The following is a 17,432-nucleotide window of genomic DNA, read 5'->3' as shown; positions in this document are numbered from 1 at the left end:
GAGGTTTCTGGGTCTTTCCAAAGTAAAAATGCAACTGAACTCCATAGTAGCATACTGTTCGGAGAAAGAAGAAAGATAAATTTTTATTAAATATTGCAAAAGATGAGTAAGGTGAAGATACTATTGGTTGAAGATCATATGGTCGTACGTAATGGTATTAAATTGTTATTGGAATCTCAGGAGGACTTTGTCGTCATCGGGGAGGCTTCGGATGGCAATGAGGCACTACAACTTCTAAGCAATGAATTATTGCCTGAGATTATCTTAACGGATATCAGTATGGATCATATGGACGGCATGGAGTTGTTGCGTGTGATCAAAGCCAAGTATCCGTCCATTAAGGTTGTTATCCTTTCGATGTTGAATCAGATTCATTATGTTATTGAGGGATTTGAGCATGGACTTTCGGGCTATCTGCTTAAAAACGTGGATTATAACGAGCTTCTTTTTGGACTTAACCATGTGGCTAATGGTGGTAAATATATGAGTGAAGAAATCAGTATGGCGCTGCTTGATCAGGTGATCTCCGGTGAAAATTATACGGATTTACCAAACCGTTCGCTACCTGACTTTGATATCAGCGACCGCGAACTTGAAGTGCTGAAATTGATCGCTGATGGTTTTACGAATATGGAGATTGCCGACAAAATCTTTTTGAGCAAACGCACAATAGAGGGCCACCGACAAAGTTTGATCGAAAAAATGAATGTGAAAAATACGGCAGAACTTGTTAAGGTTGCCTTCCAATCCGGTATTCTCAAATAGTCTATTAAAATAATCCAATCGATTCCTGCTTGACTAACTTTTGGTTTGCAACTGCTGTTGTGTTTTTTTTCTACTGTTGATGACAAGTAAAACAGATCCGATAAGTATAAATGGGATACTCAGTAGTTGTCCCATATTAATGAACAATGAACTTTCAAAATCTTCCTGATTGAGTTTTAGAAACTCATCTAAAAATCGAAAAGTGAATAATAAGACCAACAATAAGGCAAAGCAATTTCCAATGTTGTTTTTTAGGATTGGTTTTGTCCAAAGATAACGCAGTAACAGGAATAGTATCATACAAAACAACGCTTCATATAATTGAGCCGGATGTCGTGGTATTTGATCAATAGAAGTAAAGATAAAAGCCCAGGGCATGTTTGTTGGCGTACCGATCATCTCGGAATTCATTAGATTACCCAGGCGGATACACGCTCCAGCAATAGGGACCACCAATGCGATTCGATCTGCAACCCAAAGGAAGGGAAGCTTTTGCTTTTTCGCGAACAAGAAAATAGCGACCAAAATACCAATACCACCGCCATGACTAGCCAGACCACCTTCCCATATGGCGAAGATCTTTAGCGGATTACTGAAATAATACGAGGGATCATAAAATAAGACATGCCCCAAACGTGCACCTATAATTGTACCCAGGACAATATAGATACTGAGCTGATCCAAAAATTCGATGGCTCGGCCTTCCTTTTTAAACATTGTCCATAACAGTCTGTAGCATAGGATAATTCCAAGTAGCCAAAATATGCCGTACCAACGGACAGGGTGATTGATGATCGGTATGGTAAAGATGTCGCTATTGACATCCCAAGTGATGAAATTCAATATTAAGCTACTCGTCATTATGCCTTAAAATATTTAGTGTATGGTATTAGTATAAGAAGATGGTCTTTTGTTACATTAAATCATGAAAATAAGTTCAAAGTTGCGTTGTTGGTTCGAAAACTAGGTCATTCAATACAAATATTGATGCTGCCTGTACGATTGTTAAAATGCCTGATTTATCTTTTTTCGATCCTGTATATTTGTTTATCAATAAGACCGCATGACGAAGTTTTTTGTTATAAACAACTTGATTTAAAGATGGTGGACCTACCTGCTTAAGGATGAATCGTAGGTAGGATACTTCTGTGTATCTTTATCCATTATGAGTCATACTTAAATATCAGGAAAGTTAAATATTTTTGAACTCAGGTATATTGTTTTGTTGGAATATTCCGATATTCGAATACTTATTAACGGAACTTTGATGAGCGTTATACCTTAACGTTTAAAATATCGTACTCATCATAGTGGCATTATTATTTTAAATTACAGAAGGACATAAGTATACCTTTGGAGAAGAACAAAAGTGAATTAATAGATATTCGGATGAAATTATATAGAACTGGAGCGTTTTACTGTCTTATCGTGATTTTACTACTGGTCCAGTTATTTTCTTGTCATCAGAATAAGTCCCAGGACGCACAGAAGGCTACAATCGTAGCCAACGACTCTCTTGACCTGAGCTATGAGAATGTGATGTTGAGCTATCTTTCAACACAAGATTTCAGGAGTGCAGCCCTTGTACACAAGAAAAGAAATGAACTGCTTAAAGATGGCTATTTTGAGCATTCTCCTTACAGTTCGATTCTGTTGGCCTACGAATATTTATTGGATGACAATATAGATTCCGTCGAAATTGCTTTAAAAAATCTGGAAGGGCAAAAATTATCCTCGGATTTGGCTGTTTTAAAGGATTATCTGGGGATTCGTGCCAATTTCAGTTTTCATGACGTAACCAGCGGAACGATGATGGAACAGATTATTGATGCCAAAGAATATGCTTTAGCACATGAAAGTGTGTTCACTTTTCTGTTTTATAATCTATTGGCCAATGCGGAATACCGACAGGCAGACTACAGACAGGCATTAAAGGATGTTGAGTCTTGGTATCATTATCATCCCAATAAATCGAATGCACATGTTTCTCAGGCCTATCAGGAGATGAAATTTATGCAATATATGGCTTTGCATGATTTTGAAAAACTAAAAGGTACCCTGGACAGTTGTAAACACTATGCAAATGCAACAAAAGACTCGGCCATCATCATGCGTATGTATGACTTACAGTCGCAGTATTATTTTAGTATCAACAACAATTCCAAAGCAATAGAAACATCCAAAAAGTACTTCAATTATTTAGCAGCATCCAACACCCTCAATGCATATATTTTTGCAAATCTTGGTAAGAATTTCCTGAACAATAATCAGGTGGATTCGGCCATATTTTATTTTAATGCTGGTCTCCGATTTATTAAAAAGCATAAGATTAACCATAATAAAATGTTTTATTATAAAAATCTGCAAGTAGCTTATGCATTAAAAGGAGATTATGAACGGGCCTATTTTGCATTGGATTCAAGTTTTCAAGATTATAAACGGAGCACACAGCGGATCGAGGCCGAAAAAATCAACGATATCAATACAAAATACCAAACGGAGAAAAAGGATCAGGCGATTACGCTGTTGCGAACGACAAATGCATTCAATCATAAGATATTGGTCCAACAACGCTGGATATTTGTTATTCTATTGGCCCTGGTATTCAGTATTGCATTTTTTATCTATTTCAGAAACAAACAGAAATTGTTGCAGAATATCAATCAACGTATTCTCGCGGAGAATAGACAGCTTATTTTAGAACAAAAAACCAGACAAAACCAACTGAATCCACATTTTATATACAATGCTATCGCCAACCTACAGGGATTGATCAGTAGCGAACAAAAGGCAAAGGCTAATCAATATCTGCTCTTATTATCGCGTCAGATCCGTGATATTCTCGAATTGAATAGGGAAGAATATATTTCATTGGATCAGGAAATTAAATCATTAAATAATTATATACTTTTACAGCAGATGCGTTATCAAGATGTATTTGGCTTTCAGATTGAGACCGACGATCTGGATCTGGATGATGTCATGATTCCGCCGATGATTATACAGCCATTTGTGGAAAACGCTATTGAGCATGCGTTTAAGAATTTACCTTATATGGGACAACTGGAGATTTCTTTCCGTAAACATGAAAATCAACTGCATGTCAGCATCTGTGACAATGGCTGGGGGATGCAGGTATCTAAGGAGCAGGTTCCCCATAAGACCTCCTTATCGCAGATCATTACAAAAGAACGCTTGGAGCTTTTGTTTGTGGATGCTGAACCGGAAGCACGGATTGAAATAACACCAAACTATAGCGATGATCAGCGTGGTTATAAAGTCGAAATTTATATTCCACTTGTTTTATATTTTAACTAAAAAATCAATATTATGAAAGTTTATATTCTTGAAGATGAGTATAATATATACTTGTATATAAAGTCACTCCTGGATAGTATCCCTTATGTTCAAATCGTCGGTTACAGCCCTTCTATTGCACAGGCTGAGCGGGAGCTACTGGCAACCAACCCTGATTTAATTTTGGCTGACATTCAGCTGAAAGATGGTTCAAGTTTATCCTTTCTCTCTGAACTTAAATTGGATATCAATACGATTTTTATTACAGCATTCAATCAATACGCCATTGAAGCACTTAATATCGGAGCCATTGCGTATCTGTTGAAACCTTTGGTGCCTGAGCAGTTTATCGAGGCGATTGAAAAATGCTATAAAAAGAATACTGAATATCGATTCAATAGCATGCAGTTAAATATGGCTGAGAGCTATCTAAAAGCGCCTAATAAACCTAAAAAAATAGCCTTACGCACTTTTGAATATACACAGATTGTGAATATTGACGATGTGCTTTATTGCCATGGCGACAAGGGATATACCACATTTTATATCAAGGACAACAAGCCTATGATGGTTTCTAAAGTATTGAAACACTTCGAAACCATGTTGCCTGAAACAGAGTTTATCCGATGTCATCAATCTTATCTGATCAATGCAAACTATATTAAAAAATATTTTAAGGATGGTCAGTTGGAGATGGCGGATGGTAAAATGATTCCTGTAGCGACGAGAAAGAAGGATGTTATTCAGCAATTTCTGAATGATTTCTAATGGAAACGTAAGTTCTTTTGGAACCGAAAAGAAGGTTTATCCCTATTTGTAAACTCTAGTAAACTAAAAAATATAGCAACTTCGTTTTAATACTAAAATTATTAGTATTAAATTTGCTTAAACTTTAAGACGGAGGTGGCTATGTTATTAACAGAAAAAAAAGCTTTAATCGGCCAATTGAAAAAGGACCTGCTGGTATGGCAGGGAGTACCACAAAAATCAGCTGATGTAATTCCGATGGGCCTTGGTCCATTGGAAGAGGCTTTTCCCAATGGAATTTTCCCAAGGGGAGTGATTCACGAATTTGTTAGTTTTGATCGGGTAGGGGGAGCCGTTTCTTGTGGTTTTATCAGTGGTCTGTTGGGCAAGCTGATGCGTAATGGTGGGATTTGTATTTGGATAAGCTGTTTTCATACACTATTTCCCACGGCCCTGAAATCGTTTGGTGTTGTTCCTGAAAATGTCATTTTCGTCCGTATGGAACGGGAAAAGGATGTTTTATGGGCGATGGAGGAGGCCCTAAAATGTGAAGGGATAACAGCTGTACTGGCGGAGATACATCATTTGGACTTTGTACAGTCGCGGCGCTTGCAGCTGGCTGTGGAGAAAAGTGCAGTAACGGGATTTATCCTGCAGCACAACCCGAAGTTGCTGGGAGCAACAGCCTGTGCTGCACGATGGAAAATTAGCTCACGGCCGAGTCTATTGGAAGATGGACTGCCGGGAATTGGTTATCCAAGTTGGGATATAGCCTTGTTGAAAGTTCGGAACGGAAATCCGGGGCGATGGCAGATGACATGGACTGCCGGCGGCTTTGAGCCTGTTGCTAAAACAAGGCAAGAGACTGAAGGTTGGGCACAATCTTATCATAACCGGGGATTGGCATGAAAAAGCGATTTGCCTCCCTGTGGTTTCGCCATCTAAAAACAGACTGGATGGCTGTTGGGCATCCCCAGCTCAGGGGAATACCTTTTGTATTTGCGATTTCCACCCATGGAAAGCTGATCGTCAATGCCAGTAATCATCTGGCTGAACAGGAAGGTATATATCCCGGTTTGGCCATTGCTGATGCAAAGGCATTTTTACCTTCCTTAAAAGTGATCAATGAACGTCCGGGGTTAACGGAAAAATTGCTCCATAGCATTGCACATTGGTGTATCAGGTATACACCTGTCGTAGCGGTAGACCCGCCCGAAGGAATGATTTTGGATATCAGTGGTTGTGCCCACCTCTGGGGTGGAGAAGAATCTTATATCCAACATATTGTATCCAGGTTTAAGCAACATGGCTACGATGTACAGATGAGTATTGCGGATACCATCGGTGCAGCTTGGGCAATAGCCCGTTTTGGCAAGGAAAACAGCATTGTAAAGACGGATAGGCAGTTTGATGCCTTATTGACTTTACCCGCCCCGGCACTACGACTGGAAGCCCCTGTATTAACACGATTACAAAGCCTTGGCTTGAAAACAATTGGAAGTTTTGCGGCCATGCCACGTACTGCACTACGCAGACGTTTCGGACATCATTTGCTTCTCCGCTTGGATCAGGCTATCGGGCATGAAGATGAATTTATTGTTTCCATAAAGCCAATCTTTCCCTATGAAGAACGGTTGCCCTGTCTGGAACCGATCCGTACAGCCGATGGTATTGAGCTTGCCCTCCAGCAGCTTTTACATGCAATCTGTAAACGCCTGATTGGGGAGGGTAAAGGTGTACGGGAGGCGGTATTGCAATGTCACCGTGTGGACGGAAAAATCGAACAGATCAACATCGGAACCAATCGGGCGACAGCGCATGAACATCACCTGTTTCAGTTATTTGCCTTGAAGATCGCACAAATAGAACCGGCATTGGGTATTGAACTGTTTATCTTGGAGGTACCCAAGGTTGAAGAGGCCGATCCTGTGCAGGAGAATTTATGGGGCAATCGCATTGGGTTAGATAATCCCATGGTGACCGAATTATTGGACCGTCTGAAAAGCAGAGACCCCAACTGTGATATTTCACGTTATTTGCCCGCAGCACATTATTGGCCTGAGCGCTCCATGAAAACTGCCGGTTCAGTCCAGGAAGTCGCCACTGTTGACTGGCAAACGGAAAGACCCCGGCCCACACGTTTGTTGAGCATACCAGAACCTATTCTGGTTACAGCACCTATTCCCGATTATCCACCATTGTTATTTCGCTACAAAGGGGAAGTCTATACCATTAAAAAGGCGGATGGGCCAGAGCGCATTGAACGGGAATGGTGGATAGATAAAGGTGAACATCGTGATTATTATGCCGTTGAGGATGAGAAAGGTCAGCGATTTTGGCTTTACCGTTCGGGGCATTACGACGACAGTTTGCCCAATCAATGGTTTTTACATGGTTTTTTTGCATAATGATGGGTTATTGTGAATTACAGGTAACGAGCAATTTTAGTTTTCTGGAAGGAGCTTCCCATCCGGAAGAACTGATGGAACGTGCAGCACAATTGGGGTACCGCAAAATTGCGGTTACTGACAGGAATAGTTTTGCTGGTATTGTTCGCGCCCATACTGCCGCAAAGAAGCATGGTATTACACTTATTCCAGCTTGTCGCCTGGACTTACAGGATGGTCCAAGTTTATTGGCTTATCCAACCGATAAAGAAGCTTATGGACGGTTATCATCCTTATTGACTTTAGGCAATCTGCGCGCTGAAAAAGGAAAATGTCATCTCTATCGGTCGGATGTTTATCAGTATAGGGAAGGAATTCGATTTATCATTTGTCCACCCACCCGGTTAACGGCCAAATTTGAACTGGAAGCCGATTTTCTCGCTTTTGTAACGGAATATAAGCAGCAACTGGGCGCGGCCCTGTATTTGGGGGTCAAACGGCTATACCGTGGTGACGATGCAAAGCTCCTGTTCCGTATGCAACAATTGGGCGACAACCTTGCTATTCCCCTTGTTGCTTTGGGGGATGTCTATTATCATGTACCCGAACGGCGGGAACTACAGGATGTTTTAACCTGCATCCGGGAGAAATGCAGCATTCAGCATGCAGGATTTAAATTGTATCCCAATGCCGAACGCTATCTGAAACCCATCGCGGAAATGGAGCGCCTGTTTAGACCTTATCCTGAAGCCATCGCACGGACAATGGAAATAGCAGCAGCATGTAGCTTCTCCCTGGATGATCTAAAATATGTTTATCCAGATGAGCTGTCTTCTAATGGGCGTACCGCGCAGGAAGAATTGGTCTATTTGACATGGAAAGGGGCAAAAGATAGGTTTGGTGATCAGATTCCTGATGCCATCCGGGATACCATCCAGATGGAACTTGATTTTATCGAGCGGAAAGGCTACGCTTCTTATTTTCTGACCGTCTATGATTATGTGCGTTTTGCAAAAGAAAGGGGTATTTTATGTCAAGGACGTGGTTCGGCGGCCAATTCGACGATTTGTTATTGCCTAGGCATTACCTCAGTCAATCCTGCTGAATTCAGGTTGCTCTTTGCACGGTTTATGTCCGATGCGCGGGATGAACCACCTGATATCGATGTCGATTTTGAACATGAACGCCGCGAAGAGGTGATTCAGTACATCTATGAGAAATATGGCCGCAACCGTGCGGCTATTGTGGCGACGGTAACACAGGTACACGCCAAAGGAGCTGTGCGTGATGTCGGGAAAGCCATGGGGCTATCCATGGATACTGTCGGCCGTCTGGCCGGTGTGATCAGCAGTCATTGGGATGATTATATTGATCTGGAGCGTTTGAAGGAGCAAGGCTTTAATCCCGACGATCCGCATTTGCGTAAGGTACTCGAATTGACACATCAGTATATCGGGTTTCCAAGGCAGCTGGGGCAGCATACCGGTGGTTTTGTTATTACACAGGGTAATCTGCATGAACTCTGTCCCTTGGTAAATGCCCGCATGGATAACCGAACCAACCTGGAGTGGAACAAAGATGATCTGGAGGCGCTGGGTTTTCTCAAAGTAGATGTACTGGCATTGGGGATGCTGACCTGTATCCGGAAAGCTTTTGATCTTGCCAAAAGGCATTATGGGCTGGATCTGACGTTGGCCAAGATTGGAGAAGTTGAAGACCCAAAGGTATATGATATGATCTGTCATGCCGATACCCTAGGGGTATTTCAGATTGAGAGCCGGGCGCAGATGTCCATGTTGCCACGACTAAAACCAAGGATATTTTATGATCTGGTTATCGAGGTAGCCATTGTACGTCCGGGGCCGATACAGGGGGATATGGTGCATCCGTACCTGCGGCGACGTAATAAAGAAGAGGATGTGGACTATCCTAAAGAAGAAATTAGGGCGATTCTGGAAAAAACGTTGGGTGTTCCGCTTTTTCAGGAGCAGGCCATGGAGATTGCGATCGTTGCGGCCGGATTCACACCTGCCGAGGCGGATGAACTGCGGCGCAGTATGGCGACCTTTAAAGCAAAAGGACAGGTATCAGTCTTTAAACAAAAGATGATAGACGGTATGGTGAAGAAAGATTATACCGTAGAATTTGCCGAACGGGTTTTTCGGCAACTGGAAGGATTCGGAAGTTACGGCTTTCCGGAAAGCCATGCGGCTTCTTTTGCATTGTTGGTCTATGTTTCATCATGGATCAAATGCCATTATCCCGATATTTTTGCAGCATCCTTGCTCAATAGTCAGCCTATGGGATTCTATCAGCCTGCGCAGATTGTTATTGATGCGGAGCGCCATGGGGTGAAAGTTCTCCCCATAGATATCAACCATTCTTTTTGGGATAATACCCTGGAAGGGGAAATGGGGCTCCCACATGCGCTGCGCTTGGGCTTACGTCAGATCAAGGGGTTTTCGGAAGAAGAAGCGCTGTTGCTGACCTCGATGCGCCAACATGGATATTCGGCGATCACAACGCTGATGGAAGTTGGGCTGTCCCTGTCTGGGCTGGAAAGGCTGGCTGAAGCAGATGCTTTCCGTTCACTGGGCATCGATCGCCGGAGGGCATTGTGGGAAATCACTGCTTTAGGAGATCGTCCCATTGGATTATTTGAAGGGAAACCTTCACCACAAAGTATAGAAGGGCAGATTGAGCTGCCTTTGTTGCGCCCCAGCCAACATGTTGTAGCGGATTATGCGAGAACCGGGTTGTCCATCAAAGCGCATCCCGTGAGTTTCCTGCGTGACAAATTAGATCTTCTGCATGTTGTACCAACCGAAAAATTAAACCTGATCAAAAATAATATGCCCGTAAAGGTATGCGGATTAATTACAGTGCGGCAGCGTCCGGGGACATCCAAAGGCGTGCTATTTGTGACCATTGAAGATGATACCGGATTTGCAAATGTGGTTATCTGGAGTAAAATATTCGAAAAATACCGAAAGGAGATCCTTCGGGCTAAATTGTTTATGGTTGCCGGAAAAGTACAGGTAGAGGGAGAGGTGATCCATATCATTGCCGAACGCTGTTTTGATATGTCCGGTTTATTAAAAAATCTGGCAGATGAAGATGAGCAAGTGAATGATGTTTTTTATAAAGGAAGAAATTTTCATTGATCTTCCATTTATTAATCTCATTTTTGAATATCATAAAGAACATAACATAACAGGAATCAACTGAAAGAAGATACAAGCAGATGAACAAAACTATTCTCGTCAACAAGATCGAAATCGATAAAGAAATAATTATAGATTTAATTAAACAAGACAATTATGATGGTGCAATTAAACTAATCGCCAATCGCGCAAATGTAAAATTGAAAACGGCTCGCGATATTGTCCAAATGTTTGAGGAAGGTGATATTGATCTTTTCGATGGTAAAGACCTATTTTTAGTTGATTACGACGAAGTTTCTCTCAGCAATTCCACGGTTCGTCAAGAGCCTGTACCATCTTCTTTTTTGGAAGTAGAAAAAGACAAAAGCAAAGGGGCAGGGAGTAAAAAGGGCTTAATAATAGGCTTAGCTGTACTTGTGATAGGTTTTGTTTTTTTACGTTATGTTGTTGGTTTTAACCATATCGGACATCATTTGTCGGAACTAGCTCAGGTATTTGGTAAAAATGATGAGGGGACGGCTGCATTGGATGCTGATACGGCAGCACGGGGATCTTCCTTAGAACCCGGTGTTACCCGTGTAGCTGATGTGGAGGACTTTCGTCCTGTAGATACCAATCTTCTTGCTCCTGAATTCAAATCGGCTGAGATAGCAAAGATTAAAAACGCGCAATTTGATAAATTAATTCCTGCCAAGAAGTCTCCCACAGATGAAGATGCACAATTGGCTTTAATCTATCTCACGAATAGACGATTGACAGATGTTATTATTGAACAAAAGCTGAATATCAAAATTGGCAAATGTTATGAAAACCCCAAGAAAGAGGGCAACCAACACTGTGTAAGCTGCATGATATTACTCTATAACCGCGAAAAGAAGACTTGGCAAGAAGCTCCCAATGGGGAGAATTTCCTAGACAACGCCTATGATTTCTATCTTCCTGAAGGTGGAGATACATGGGAAGCAAAGTCCCTCAGTATGCACATACCTTATGATTATGCATTATTCAAAAAATACGAAGGAAAAGATTAATTCAGTACTTCACAGTCATGATTTTGCTGAGCGGTGATACCATTGTCTTTCTTTTTCCCAATTGTGGGGAGGTAGGCAATACAACAGACAACCAAGATGAGTAATAGCATCGATACTGTCGTCGCATAACCATATGCAGCAGTAATATTATTCAGCTGGAAGAAGGTGTTTCCCTTTTCATGTAGGAAAAGTCCGACAACAAAAGCAATACCGAGGCAGATAGATAGCTGTTGTATCGTGAGGTAGATGGCAGATCCTACCCCAATTAATTCCTTGTTGACATCTTTTAATGCGAGTGTCATCAAGGAGGGGAGTACACTACCACATCCAAGCCCATAAATGAAAAAGAGCAGATGAAGCTGATCAGTCGCGATAGTCTCTTTGTTGAGAACGAGCAGATGAAAGAACAGACCTATAACCATTGTGCCCAATCCGACCAGTACCACTGCTTTCCCATAACGTTGAATCAACTTGTTGACCATAAGGCTTGCAACGACATACCCAATACCTTGGTAAACGAAAGCGACACCGGTCATCGTAGCCGTGTAGCTCTTGTGATTCTGCAAATAATTGGAATTAATAATAAAATAGGCATCTTGGACCATGTAGTAGGCTAGTGCTGCTATCAGACCAAGGTTGAAAACCTTGCTGCGAAATAGTGAGAAGTTAAAAAGCGCCTGTTGTCCGGTTTGGTATACTCTCCTCTGCTTTTTCAGGAACAGCAATGTTAAGATAAGCGCGGTCCCCAACAGCAGGATACACCAGATCGGCCAATGCAGTTCAGGTCCCATGATCAAGGGGTATATCATGCCTATCATAAGTACAAACAAACTCAGCATCGGTATAAATGAGATTGTGGATTTGGGGTTTGCCTGATCGTTAGGGACATAACGATAAGCGGCAATGCAGGCAAGGATACCAATGGGAATATTAATTAAGAAAATAAGACGCCAGCTTTCCTGTATCCAGGATTGGTCAGGAAGCAATCCTCCAAGCAGCTGACCAATGACAGAGGCAACACCTGCAATACTGCCATATATTCCCAATGCCATTGATCGTTTTGTCGCATCTTCAAAAAGTAAGGTAATTAATGCGATGCCCTGTGGTACCATCATACCTGAACTAATTCCCTGGAGCAGCCTGCCGAGTAATAAGAAATAGATATTGGTTGACAGTCCACATAAGAGCGACGCAAAAGTAAAACCGGCCATCCCCAGTAGGTATAATTTCTTTTTGCCAAAATAATCCCCGGCATTGCCTGCATTGATCAACAGACTAGCATACCCAATAATATATAGAATAATAATCCATTGCGTTGCACTATTACTCAGATCCAAGGCATGCTGTATGGTCGGTAAAGAAACATTGATAATGAATAGATCGATGACAAACAAAAAGATGCCAATGGATAGGATAGAAATATGAAGCAAATCTTTAATTTGGAAGCGCATATAGAAAGTTTTTGATAATTTTATAGTCAAAAGTAGTTTGGAAATTTTTTATGATCAAGTAGTTATAAATTATGTACTTGGTATGGTTTTATGAACTAATGGTCAGTATGAGGTGATTATGGACGAAAAAAAAAGTGAGTTTTTTGGAAGTTGTTGCGATGTCAATGGTATTTTCAAGATTATAGGCGGAAAATGGAAGGTCTTACTGATCAAAGCCATTGCAAGGGAGTGTCCTAAGCGGTTTGGGGAATTACGAAGGGAAATGGATGATATGGCACAGACAACATTAACGGTACAATTACGGGAGTTGGAGCGCGATGGTATCCTGTGCCGACAGATTTATGCAGAATCGCCACCACGGGTAGAATATAAACTCAGCGATCTGGGAAAAACATTGTTACCAATTATAGAGCGGCTCGATGAATGGTGGTTAAGCTATAAAAGTGAGCGTGTATAGGAAGGATTAGGAAATGCATCCTGGTAGTTGTCTACACAGTATGCATTTCTTCTTTTTTCGATGTCCCCAATAAAACAATCGTCAGGATAATGCAAGCAGTACCCATCCAGTCTGTAAAGGCAAAAGGTGTATTAAGCCATAATACCGCCAGTAATGCCGCTGATAAAGGTTCAGCGGAAGCGAGAAGGCTGGTTTTTTGACCGCCAATTAATTTGACTGCTGTGAGGTACGCGTAAAAAGGGATGAGGGTTCCAAAAATAACGATAAATGACGTATAGCTATAGGTCTGTATATCCCAGACACCAGCTACATCCCAAGGAGCCCTGACAAAACAAAATGCAATTCCGCCGATGAGCATACCCCAGCCAATGACAACTGTTGACTTATACTTATTAAGGAGATGAACAGGTTGTAAGGTATAAAAGGCCAGTGTTACTGCCGACACTAATCCAAAGAACAGCGCAATTCCAGAGATCGACAATGTTCCTATTTTACCATGGGTGACCAGCAAAAACGTACCTAATACGGCCAGTAAAATTGCCAGGCATGTTTTGCCATTGGGAAATTTCCGCTCTTTTAACGCGATATAGATCGCGATCATAACCGGACCAGTGTATTGCATCACCGTTGCTGTAGCAGCATTGGAATAGTTAATCGCAGCAAAATAGGAATATTGAACAGCAAGTACACCGACAATACTAAATAAGAGCAGGTCAATGGCATCTTTGCGGTTGCTCCAGATAGACCATAAGTCCCGGCGGTTATTTGCTCCTGCTAAAATTAAGAGGACAGCACCTGTTACCAACATTCTAATGGTAATCAGCCATTCGACATTTACCCCTCGTTGTTGAAAAAGAAATTGACCAAAAGTTCCGGAAACACCCCAAAGTATGGCTGCGCTAACAGCCAATAAAAAGCCTTTCAAAACTTTATTGTTCTCTGTATTATTCATGTTAAAAATTAATGACCTTTGGATGTACTGCTATAAGATCACCTCATTGTCGGTCGTGCCCGTGGTCAATATATCAGCAATACTTTTTAATGTGCGTTGAGAAATTTGGGTTAATGCTTCTGTTGTGAAAAAGGCCTGATGTGCTGTAACCAAAACATTTGGAAAACTCATCAACAACTGAATGGTGTCATCTTCGATAATGACGGTGGAGAGATCTTTAAAAAATAGTTTCTCTTCCTGTTCATAAACATCAATTCCTAGCAATCCTATTTTTCGCTCTTTTAATGCGCTAATGGCATCATTGGTATGAATAAGATTACCACGACTCGTATTGATAATGGTAACCCCATCTTTCATTTTTGCTAGCGATTCTTTGTTGATGAGGTAATGGTTGTCTGGTGTAAGGGGGCAATGCAATGAGATGATATCGGAGTCCTTAAATAATTGATCAAGAGTTGTATACTGAACACCGGCTGCGATCAGATCCTGATCAGGATACAGATCATACGCGATGACCTCCGCTCCAAATCCGAGGGCAATTCGGATAAACGCTTTACCGATTTTACCTGTTCCAATAACACCAATCTTCTTTTGATGGATATTGAAGCCCAGTAAGCCGTTTAAGGCAAAGTTTTGCTCACGAACGCGATTATAGGCTTTATGTGTTTTTCGATTGAGTGTCAGTAGCATAGCCATCGTGTGTTCGGCAACGGCTTCAGGAGAATATGCGGGTACACGACAGACTTGGATACCAAATTCTTTCGCCGCATCCAAATCTACATTATTGAAACCTGCACATCGCAAGGCGATTAATTTTACGCCTTTTTGAGCAAGGATTTCTATCACCTTACGGTCTAACTTGTCATTGACAAAAACACAAACAACCTCTTCATTGTCAATTGCATTGACAATATGAGGTCCGAGATGGGTTTCATAAAAATTGAATTGAAAACCGTAGGTTTCGTTTTCCCGTTCAAAAAATATTTTATCGTATGGTTTGGTTGAAAAGAAAGCTATTTTCATAAAATTGTATTTCCTAAGTAAATATACAGTATTAATTTTTTATCCGGTTTAAAGTTTGTCGAATAAATACGGTTGATGCTTGCAAAATGCCCAATAAAAGCGGTAAATTAGTTTAAAATCACAATCAAGTTACCCGATTTAACTTTTGGTGATAAAAATCACTTTATCATGAACTGGTCAACTCAAATTACACAGCTATTAGGCACAAAATATCCGATCGTACAGGCGCCTATGTTTGGTGTTACAACCCCCGAAATGGTCGCAGCAGCTTCAGGAATTGGCGCTTTAGGCACATTGGCCCTTGGAGATTTATCCTACGAAAAATGTATGGATGCCATTGCTGTAACGAAAAAGCTGACGACAGAGCCTTTTGCAGTCAACATTTTTGTCAATAGCATGCCTGAGCTGTCAGAAAGTCTGAGATCCCACTATGATAAGGTGAGTTCCTTTGTAACAGCATTAGCTCGTCAACATGGACTAGCGGTCGTGCTGCCGAAGTTTGAGGAAATTCATTTGACGGATTATCGAGAACAAGTAGCTGCTATTATCGCAAGCCAGTGTAAAATCGTCAGTTTTATTTTTGGGAATCTAGACGATGGGAGCATAGGTCTTTTAAAGGAAAATAAGATTGTCCTGATCGGTACCTGTACATCCGTTGAGGAGGCCTTGATATTGAAAAAATCAGGTGTTGATATTATTTGTGTACAGGGGCTAGAGGCTGGTGGCCATCGCGGAAGCTTCAATGATATCGCTATTCCCCAGATTGGCGGACTGGCATTGTTGTCGCAAGTACATGATCAGGTGAATAAACCCTTGATCTATGCAGGCGGGATATACAATGCCAATACTTTGCTTGCGGCGAGACAATTGGGAGCGGCTGGTTTTCAGGTCGGAAGTTTATTGCTTAAATCCGAGGAAAGTGCGTTGTTGGATTTTGAAAAACAACGTCTAAGTAGGGTGAAGGAATCAGATATTGTATTGACCAGGAGTTTTTCGGGACGGTTCACTAGGGCGATAAAGAACACTTTTATTGAGACCTTGGATGGTACCGATTATATTTTACCTTATCCCTATCAAAATAAGTTGACGAATGCGTTGAGAACGGCTGCCAAAGCGAATAAAAATATAGATTTTGTCGGTATCTGGCTAGGGCAATCCATTCATCCCTATCGGGATGGTTCGACAGGGGATATCCTTAAGGCACTGATCCGGGAAGTTGAAGCGCTGACAGATTGAACCGAAATAACCAAGTAATATCCAATATAACTAGAAATATAGGGATGCTTTGATTTACGAAGGGTGTAGATATTGTTCTACAATAATTTATTCGTTGTTCTTGTTTTATATAAAAAATGATTAAATTAGAGTTAACTAAGTTATAAACAGATTCATATGGAAATTAAAACATCTTCAAAGTTTGTTGCCGAACTAATTGGAACATTTGGTTTGGTACTGTTTGGTTGTGGTGCGGCTGCAATTGCTGGAGCCAATACCATGGGGGGACTTTCAGGGCTAGGCCTCTTGGGTATTGCGGTAGCGTTTGGTCTTTCGGTAGTGGTTTTTGCCTACGCCATTGGAGGGATTTCGGGCTGTCATATTAACCCAGCGGTAACAGTAGGCGTACTACTGGCCGGAAAAATGTCCGCTAAGGACGCGATTGTCTATATCATTGCGCAGTTTATCGGTGCACTTTTGGGTGCCTTTGTATTGCAACAGATTTTGAGTGGGCAATTAGCCGGCTTTTCGGCAGGAGAGTGGGCTTATGGATCCAATGGATGGGGAAAAGGTTATCAAAACGAGTATGGTCAAACTTCAGCCTTTCTAATCGAAGCAGTTTTAACTTTTCTCTTTCTTTTCGTCATATTGGCTACAACCTCAAAGGTAGGTAATGGTACTATGGCAGGCTTAGCTATCGGATTTACATTGCTTTTGATCCACTTGGTGGCGATCCCGGTGACAGGTACTTCGGTTAACCCTGCGCGTTCATTCGGTCCGGCGATCCTTGCTGGAGGCAATGCATTATCGCAATTATGGTTATTTATCGTGGCACCATTAGTTGGTGCAGCTGTCGCAGCTGGTGTGTGGAGAGCACTGGAACCTAAAGATTAATTTTTTGGTATAAAAAGAAGCGCGCAAGGATTCTAATTTCCTTGCGCGC

At 41.6% G+C, this 17,432-nt stretch carries 14 protein-coding genes; 10 read left to right on the top strand and 4 right to left on the bottom strand.

All coding sequences use genetic code 11. The features are described from left to right. The first annotated feature begins 102 nt into the window (after positions 1 to 102). The gene (locus DFQ12_RS05160; RefSeq protein ID WP_120257926.1) at positions 103 to 765 is read left to right on the top strand and encodes a response regulator transcription factor; all 663 of its coding nucleotides are present in this window, start codon (positions 103 to 105) and stop codon (positions 763 to 765) included. Between the two features lie 33 nt (positions 766 to 798). Here the strand turns inward: DFQ12_RS05160 and lgt are convergent, their stop codons facing one another. Then, positions 799 to 1,626, bottom strand: coding sequence for a prolipoprotein diacylglyceryl transferase (gene lgt, locus DFQ12_RS05155; RefSeq protein WP_120257925.1), 828 nt, complete (start codon positions 1,624 to 1,626; stop codon positions 799 to 801). Positions 1,627 to 2,154: 528 nt separating this feature from the next. Here lgt and DFQ12_RS05150 point away from each other — a divergent pair. The 6 genes from DFQ12_RS05150 (at position 2,155) to DFQ12_RS05125 (ending at position 11,391) form a co-directional block, all read left to right on the top strand. After that, a complete protein-coding gene (locus DFQ12_RS05150) occupies positions 2,155 to 4,083 on the top strand; it encodes a sensor histidine kinase (RefSeq protein WP_120257924.1) in 1,929 nt (642 codons plus the stop codon). Positions 4,084 to 4,095: 12 nt separating this feature from the next. After that, positions 4,096 to 4,830: a LytR/AlgR family response regulator transcription factor gene (locus DFQ12_RS05145; RefSeq protein ID WP_120257923.1), complete on the top strand. Its 735-nt coding sequence runs from the start codon at positions 4,096 to 4,098 to the stop codon at positions 4,828 to 4,830. 141 nt (positions 4,831 to 4,971) lie between these two features. After that, positions 4,972 to 5,718: an ImuA family protein gene (locus tag DFQ12_RS05140; protein ID WP_120257922.1), complete on the top strand. Its 747-nt coding sequence runs from the start codon at positions 4,972 to 4,974 to the stop codon at positions 5,716 to 5,718. After that, positions 5,715 to 7,217: a Y-family DNA polymerase gene (locus DFQ12_RS05135; RefSeq protein WP_120257921.1), complete on the top strand. Its 1,503-nt coding sequence runs from the start codon at positions 5,715 to 5,717 to the stop codon at positions 7,215 to 7,217. Before DFQ12_RS05140 ends, DFQ12_RS05135 begins: the two co-directional genes overlap by 4 nt. Beyond that, on the top strand, positions 7,217 to 10,360 hold the full coding sequence (locus tag DFQ12_RS05130; RefSeq protein WP_341867853.1) for an error-prone DNA polymerase: 3,144 nt from the start codon (positions 7,217 to 7,219) through the stop codon (positions 10,358 to 10,360). Before DFQ12_RS05135 ends, DFQ12_RS05130 begins: the two co-directional genes overlap by 1 nt. Positions 10,361 to 10,440: 80 nt before the next feature. Continuing rightward, positions 10,441 to 11,391: a hypothetical protein gene (locus DFQ12_RS05125; protein ID WP_208642438.1), complete on the top strand. Its 951-nt coding sequence runs from the start codon at positions 10,441 to 10,443 to the stop codon at positions 11,389 to 11,391. Here the strand turns inward: DFQ12_RS05125 and DFQ12_RS05120 are convergent. Further along, the gene (locus tag DFQ12_RS05120; RefSeq protein ID WP_120257920.1) at positions 11,388 to 12,842 is read right to left on the bottom strand and encodes an MFS transporter; all 1,455 of its coding nucleotides are present in this window, start codon (positions 12,840 to 12,842) and stop codon (positions 11,388 to 11,390) included. The two genes, DFQ12_RS05125 and DFQ12_RS05120, sit on opposite strands and share 4 nt — an antisense overlap. A gap of 118 nt (positions 12,843 to 12,960) precedes the next feature. On the opposite strand from DFQ12_RS05120, the gene DFQ12_RS05115 reads away from it, so the two are divergent. Further along, positions 12,961 to 13,299, top strand: a complete 339-nt coding sequence (locus DFQ12_RS05115) for a winged helix-turn-helix transcriptional regulator (protein WP_120257919.1) — start codon at positions 12,961 to 12,963, stop codon at positions 13,297 to 13,299. A 31-nt stretch (positions 13,300 to 13,330) separates the two neighbouring features. Here DFQ12_RS05115 and DFQ12_RS05110 read toward each other — a convergent pair whose 3' ends face one another. Both DFQ12_RS05110 and DFQ12_RS05105 read right to left on the bottom strand, forming a co-directional pair. Next, a complete protein-coding gene (locus tag DFQ12_RS05110) occupies positions 13,331 to 14,251 on the bottom strand; it encodes a DMT family transporter (protein WP_120257918.1) in 921 nt (306 codons plus the stop codon). Between the two features lie 30 nt (positions 14,252 to 14,281). Continuing rightward, positions 14,282 to 15,274, bottom strand: coding sequence for a 2-hydroxyacid dehydrogenase (locus tag DFQ12_RS05105; RefSeq protein ID WP_120257917.1), 993 nt, complete (start codon positions 15,272 to 15,274; stop codon positions 14,282 to 14,284). Positions 15,275 to 15,442: 168 nt separating this feature from the next. On the opposite strand from DFQ12_RS05105, the gene DFQ12_RS05100 reads away from it, so the two are divergent. Together DFQ12_RS05100 and DFQ12_RS05095 are read left to right on the top strand one after the other, a co-directional pair. Beyond that, entirely contained in the window at positions 15,443 to 16,510 is a 1,068-nt protein-coding gene (locus tag DFQ12_RS05100) for an NAD(P)H-dependent flavin oxidoreductase (protein WP_120257916.1), read from the top strand. Positions 16,511 to 16,666: 156 nt separating this feature from the next. Continuing rightward, positions 16,667 to 17,383: an MIP family channel protein gene (locus DFQ12_RS05095; protein WP_120257915.1), complete on the top strand. Its 717-nt coding sequence runs from the start codon at positions 16,667 to 16,669 to the stop codon at positions 17,381 to 17,383. Positions 17,384 to 17,432: the final 49 nt, after the last annotated feature.

This window comes from Sphingobacterium detergens (assembly GCF_003610355.1).
GTDB classification, from domain to species: Bacteria; Bacteroidota; Bacteroidia; order Sphingobacteriales; family Sphingobacteriaceae; genus Sphingobacterium; species Sphingobacterium detergens.
The sequence above is the reverse complement of the archived record's forward strand: the minus strand, read 5'-3'. Positions and strand labels throughout refer to the sequence as shown.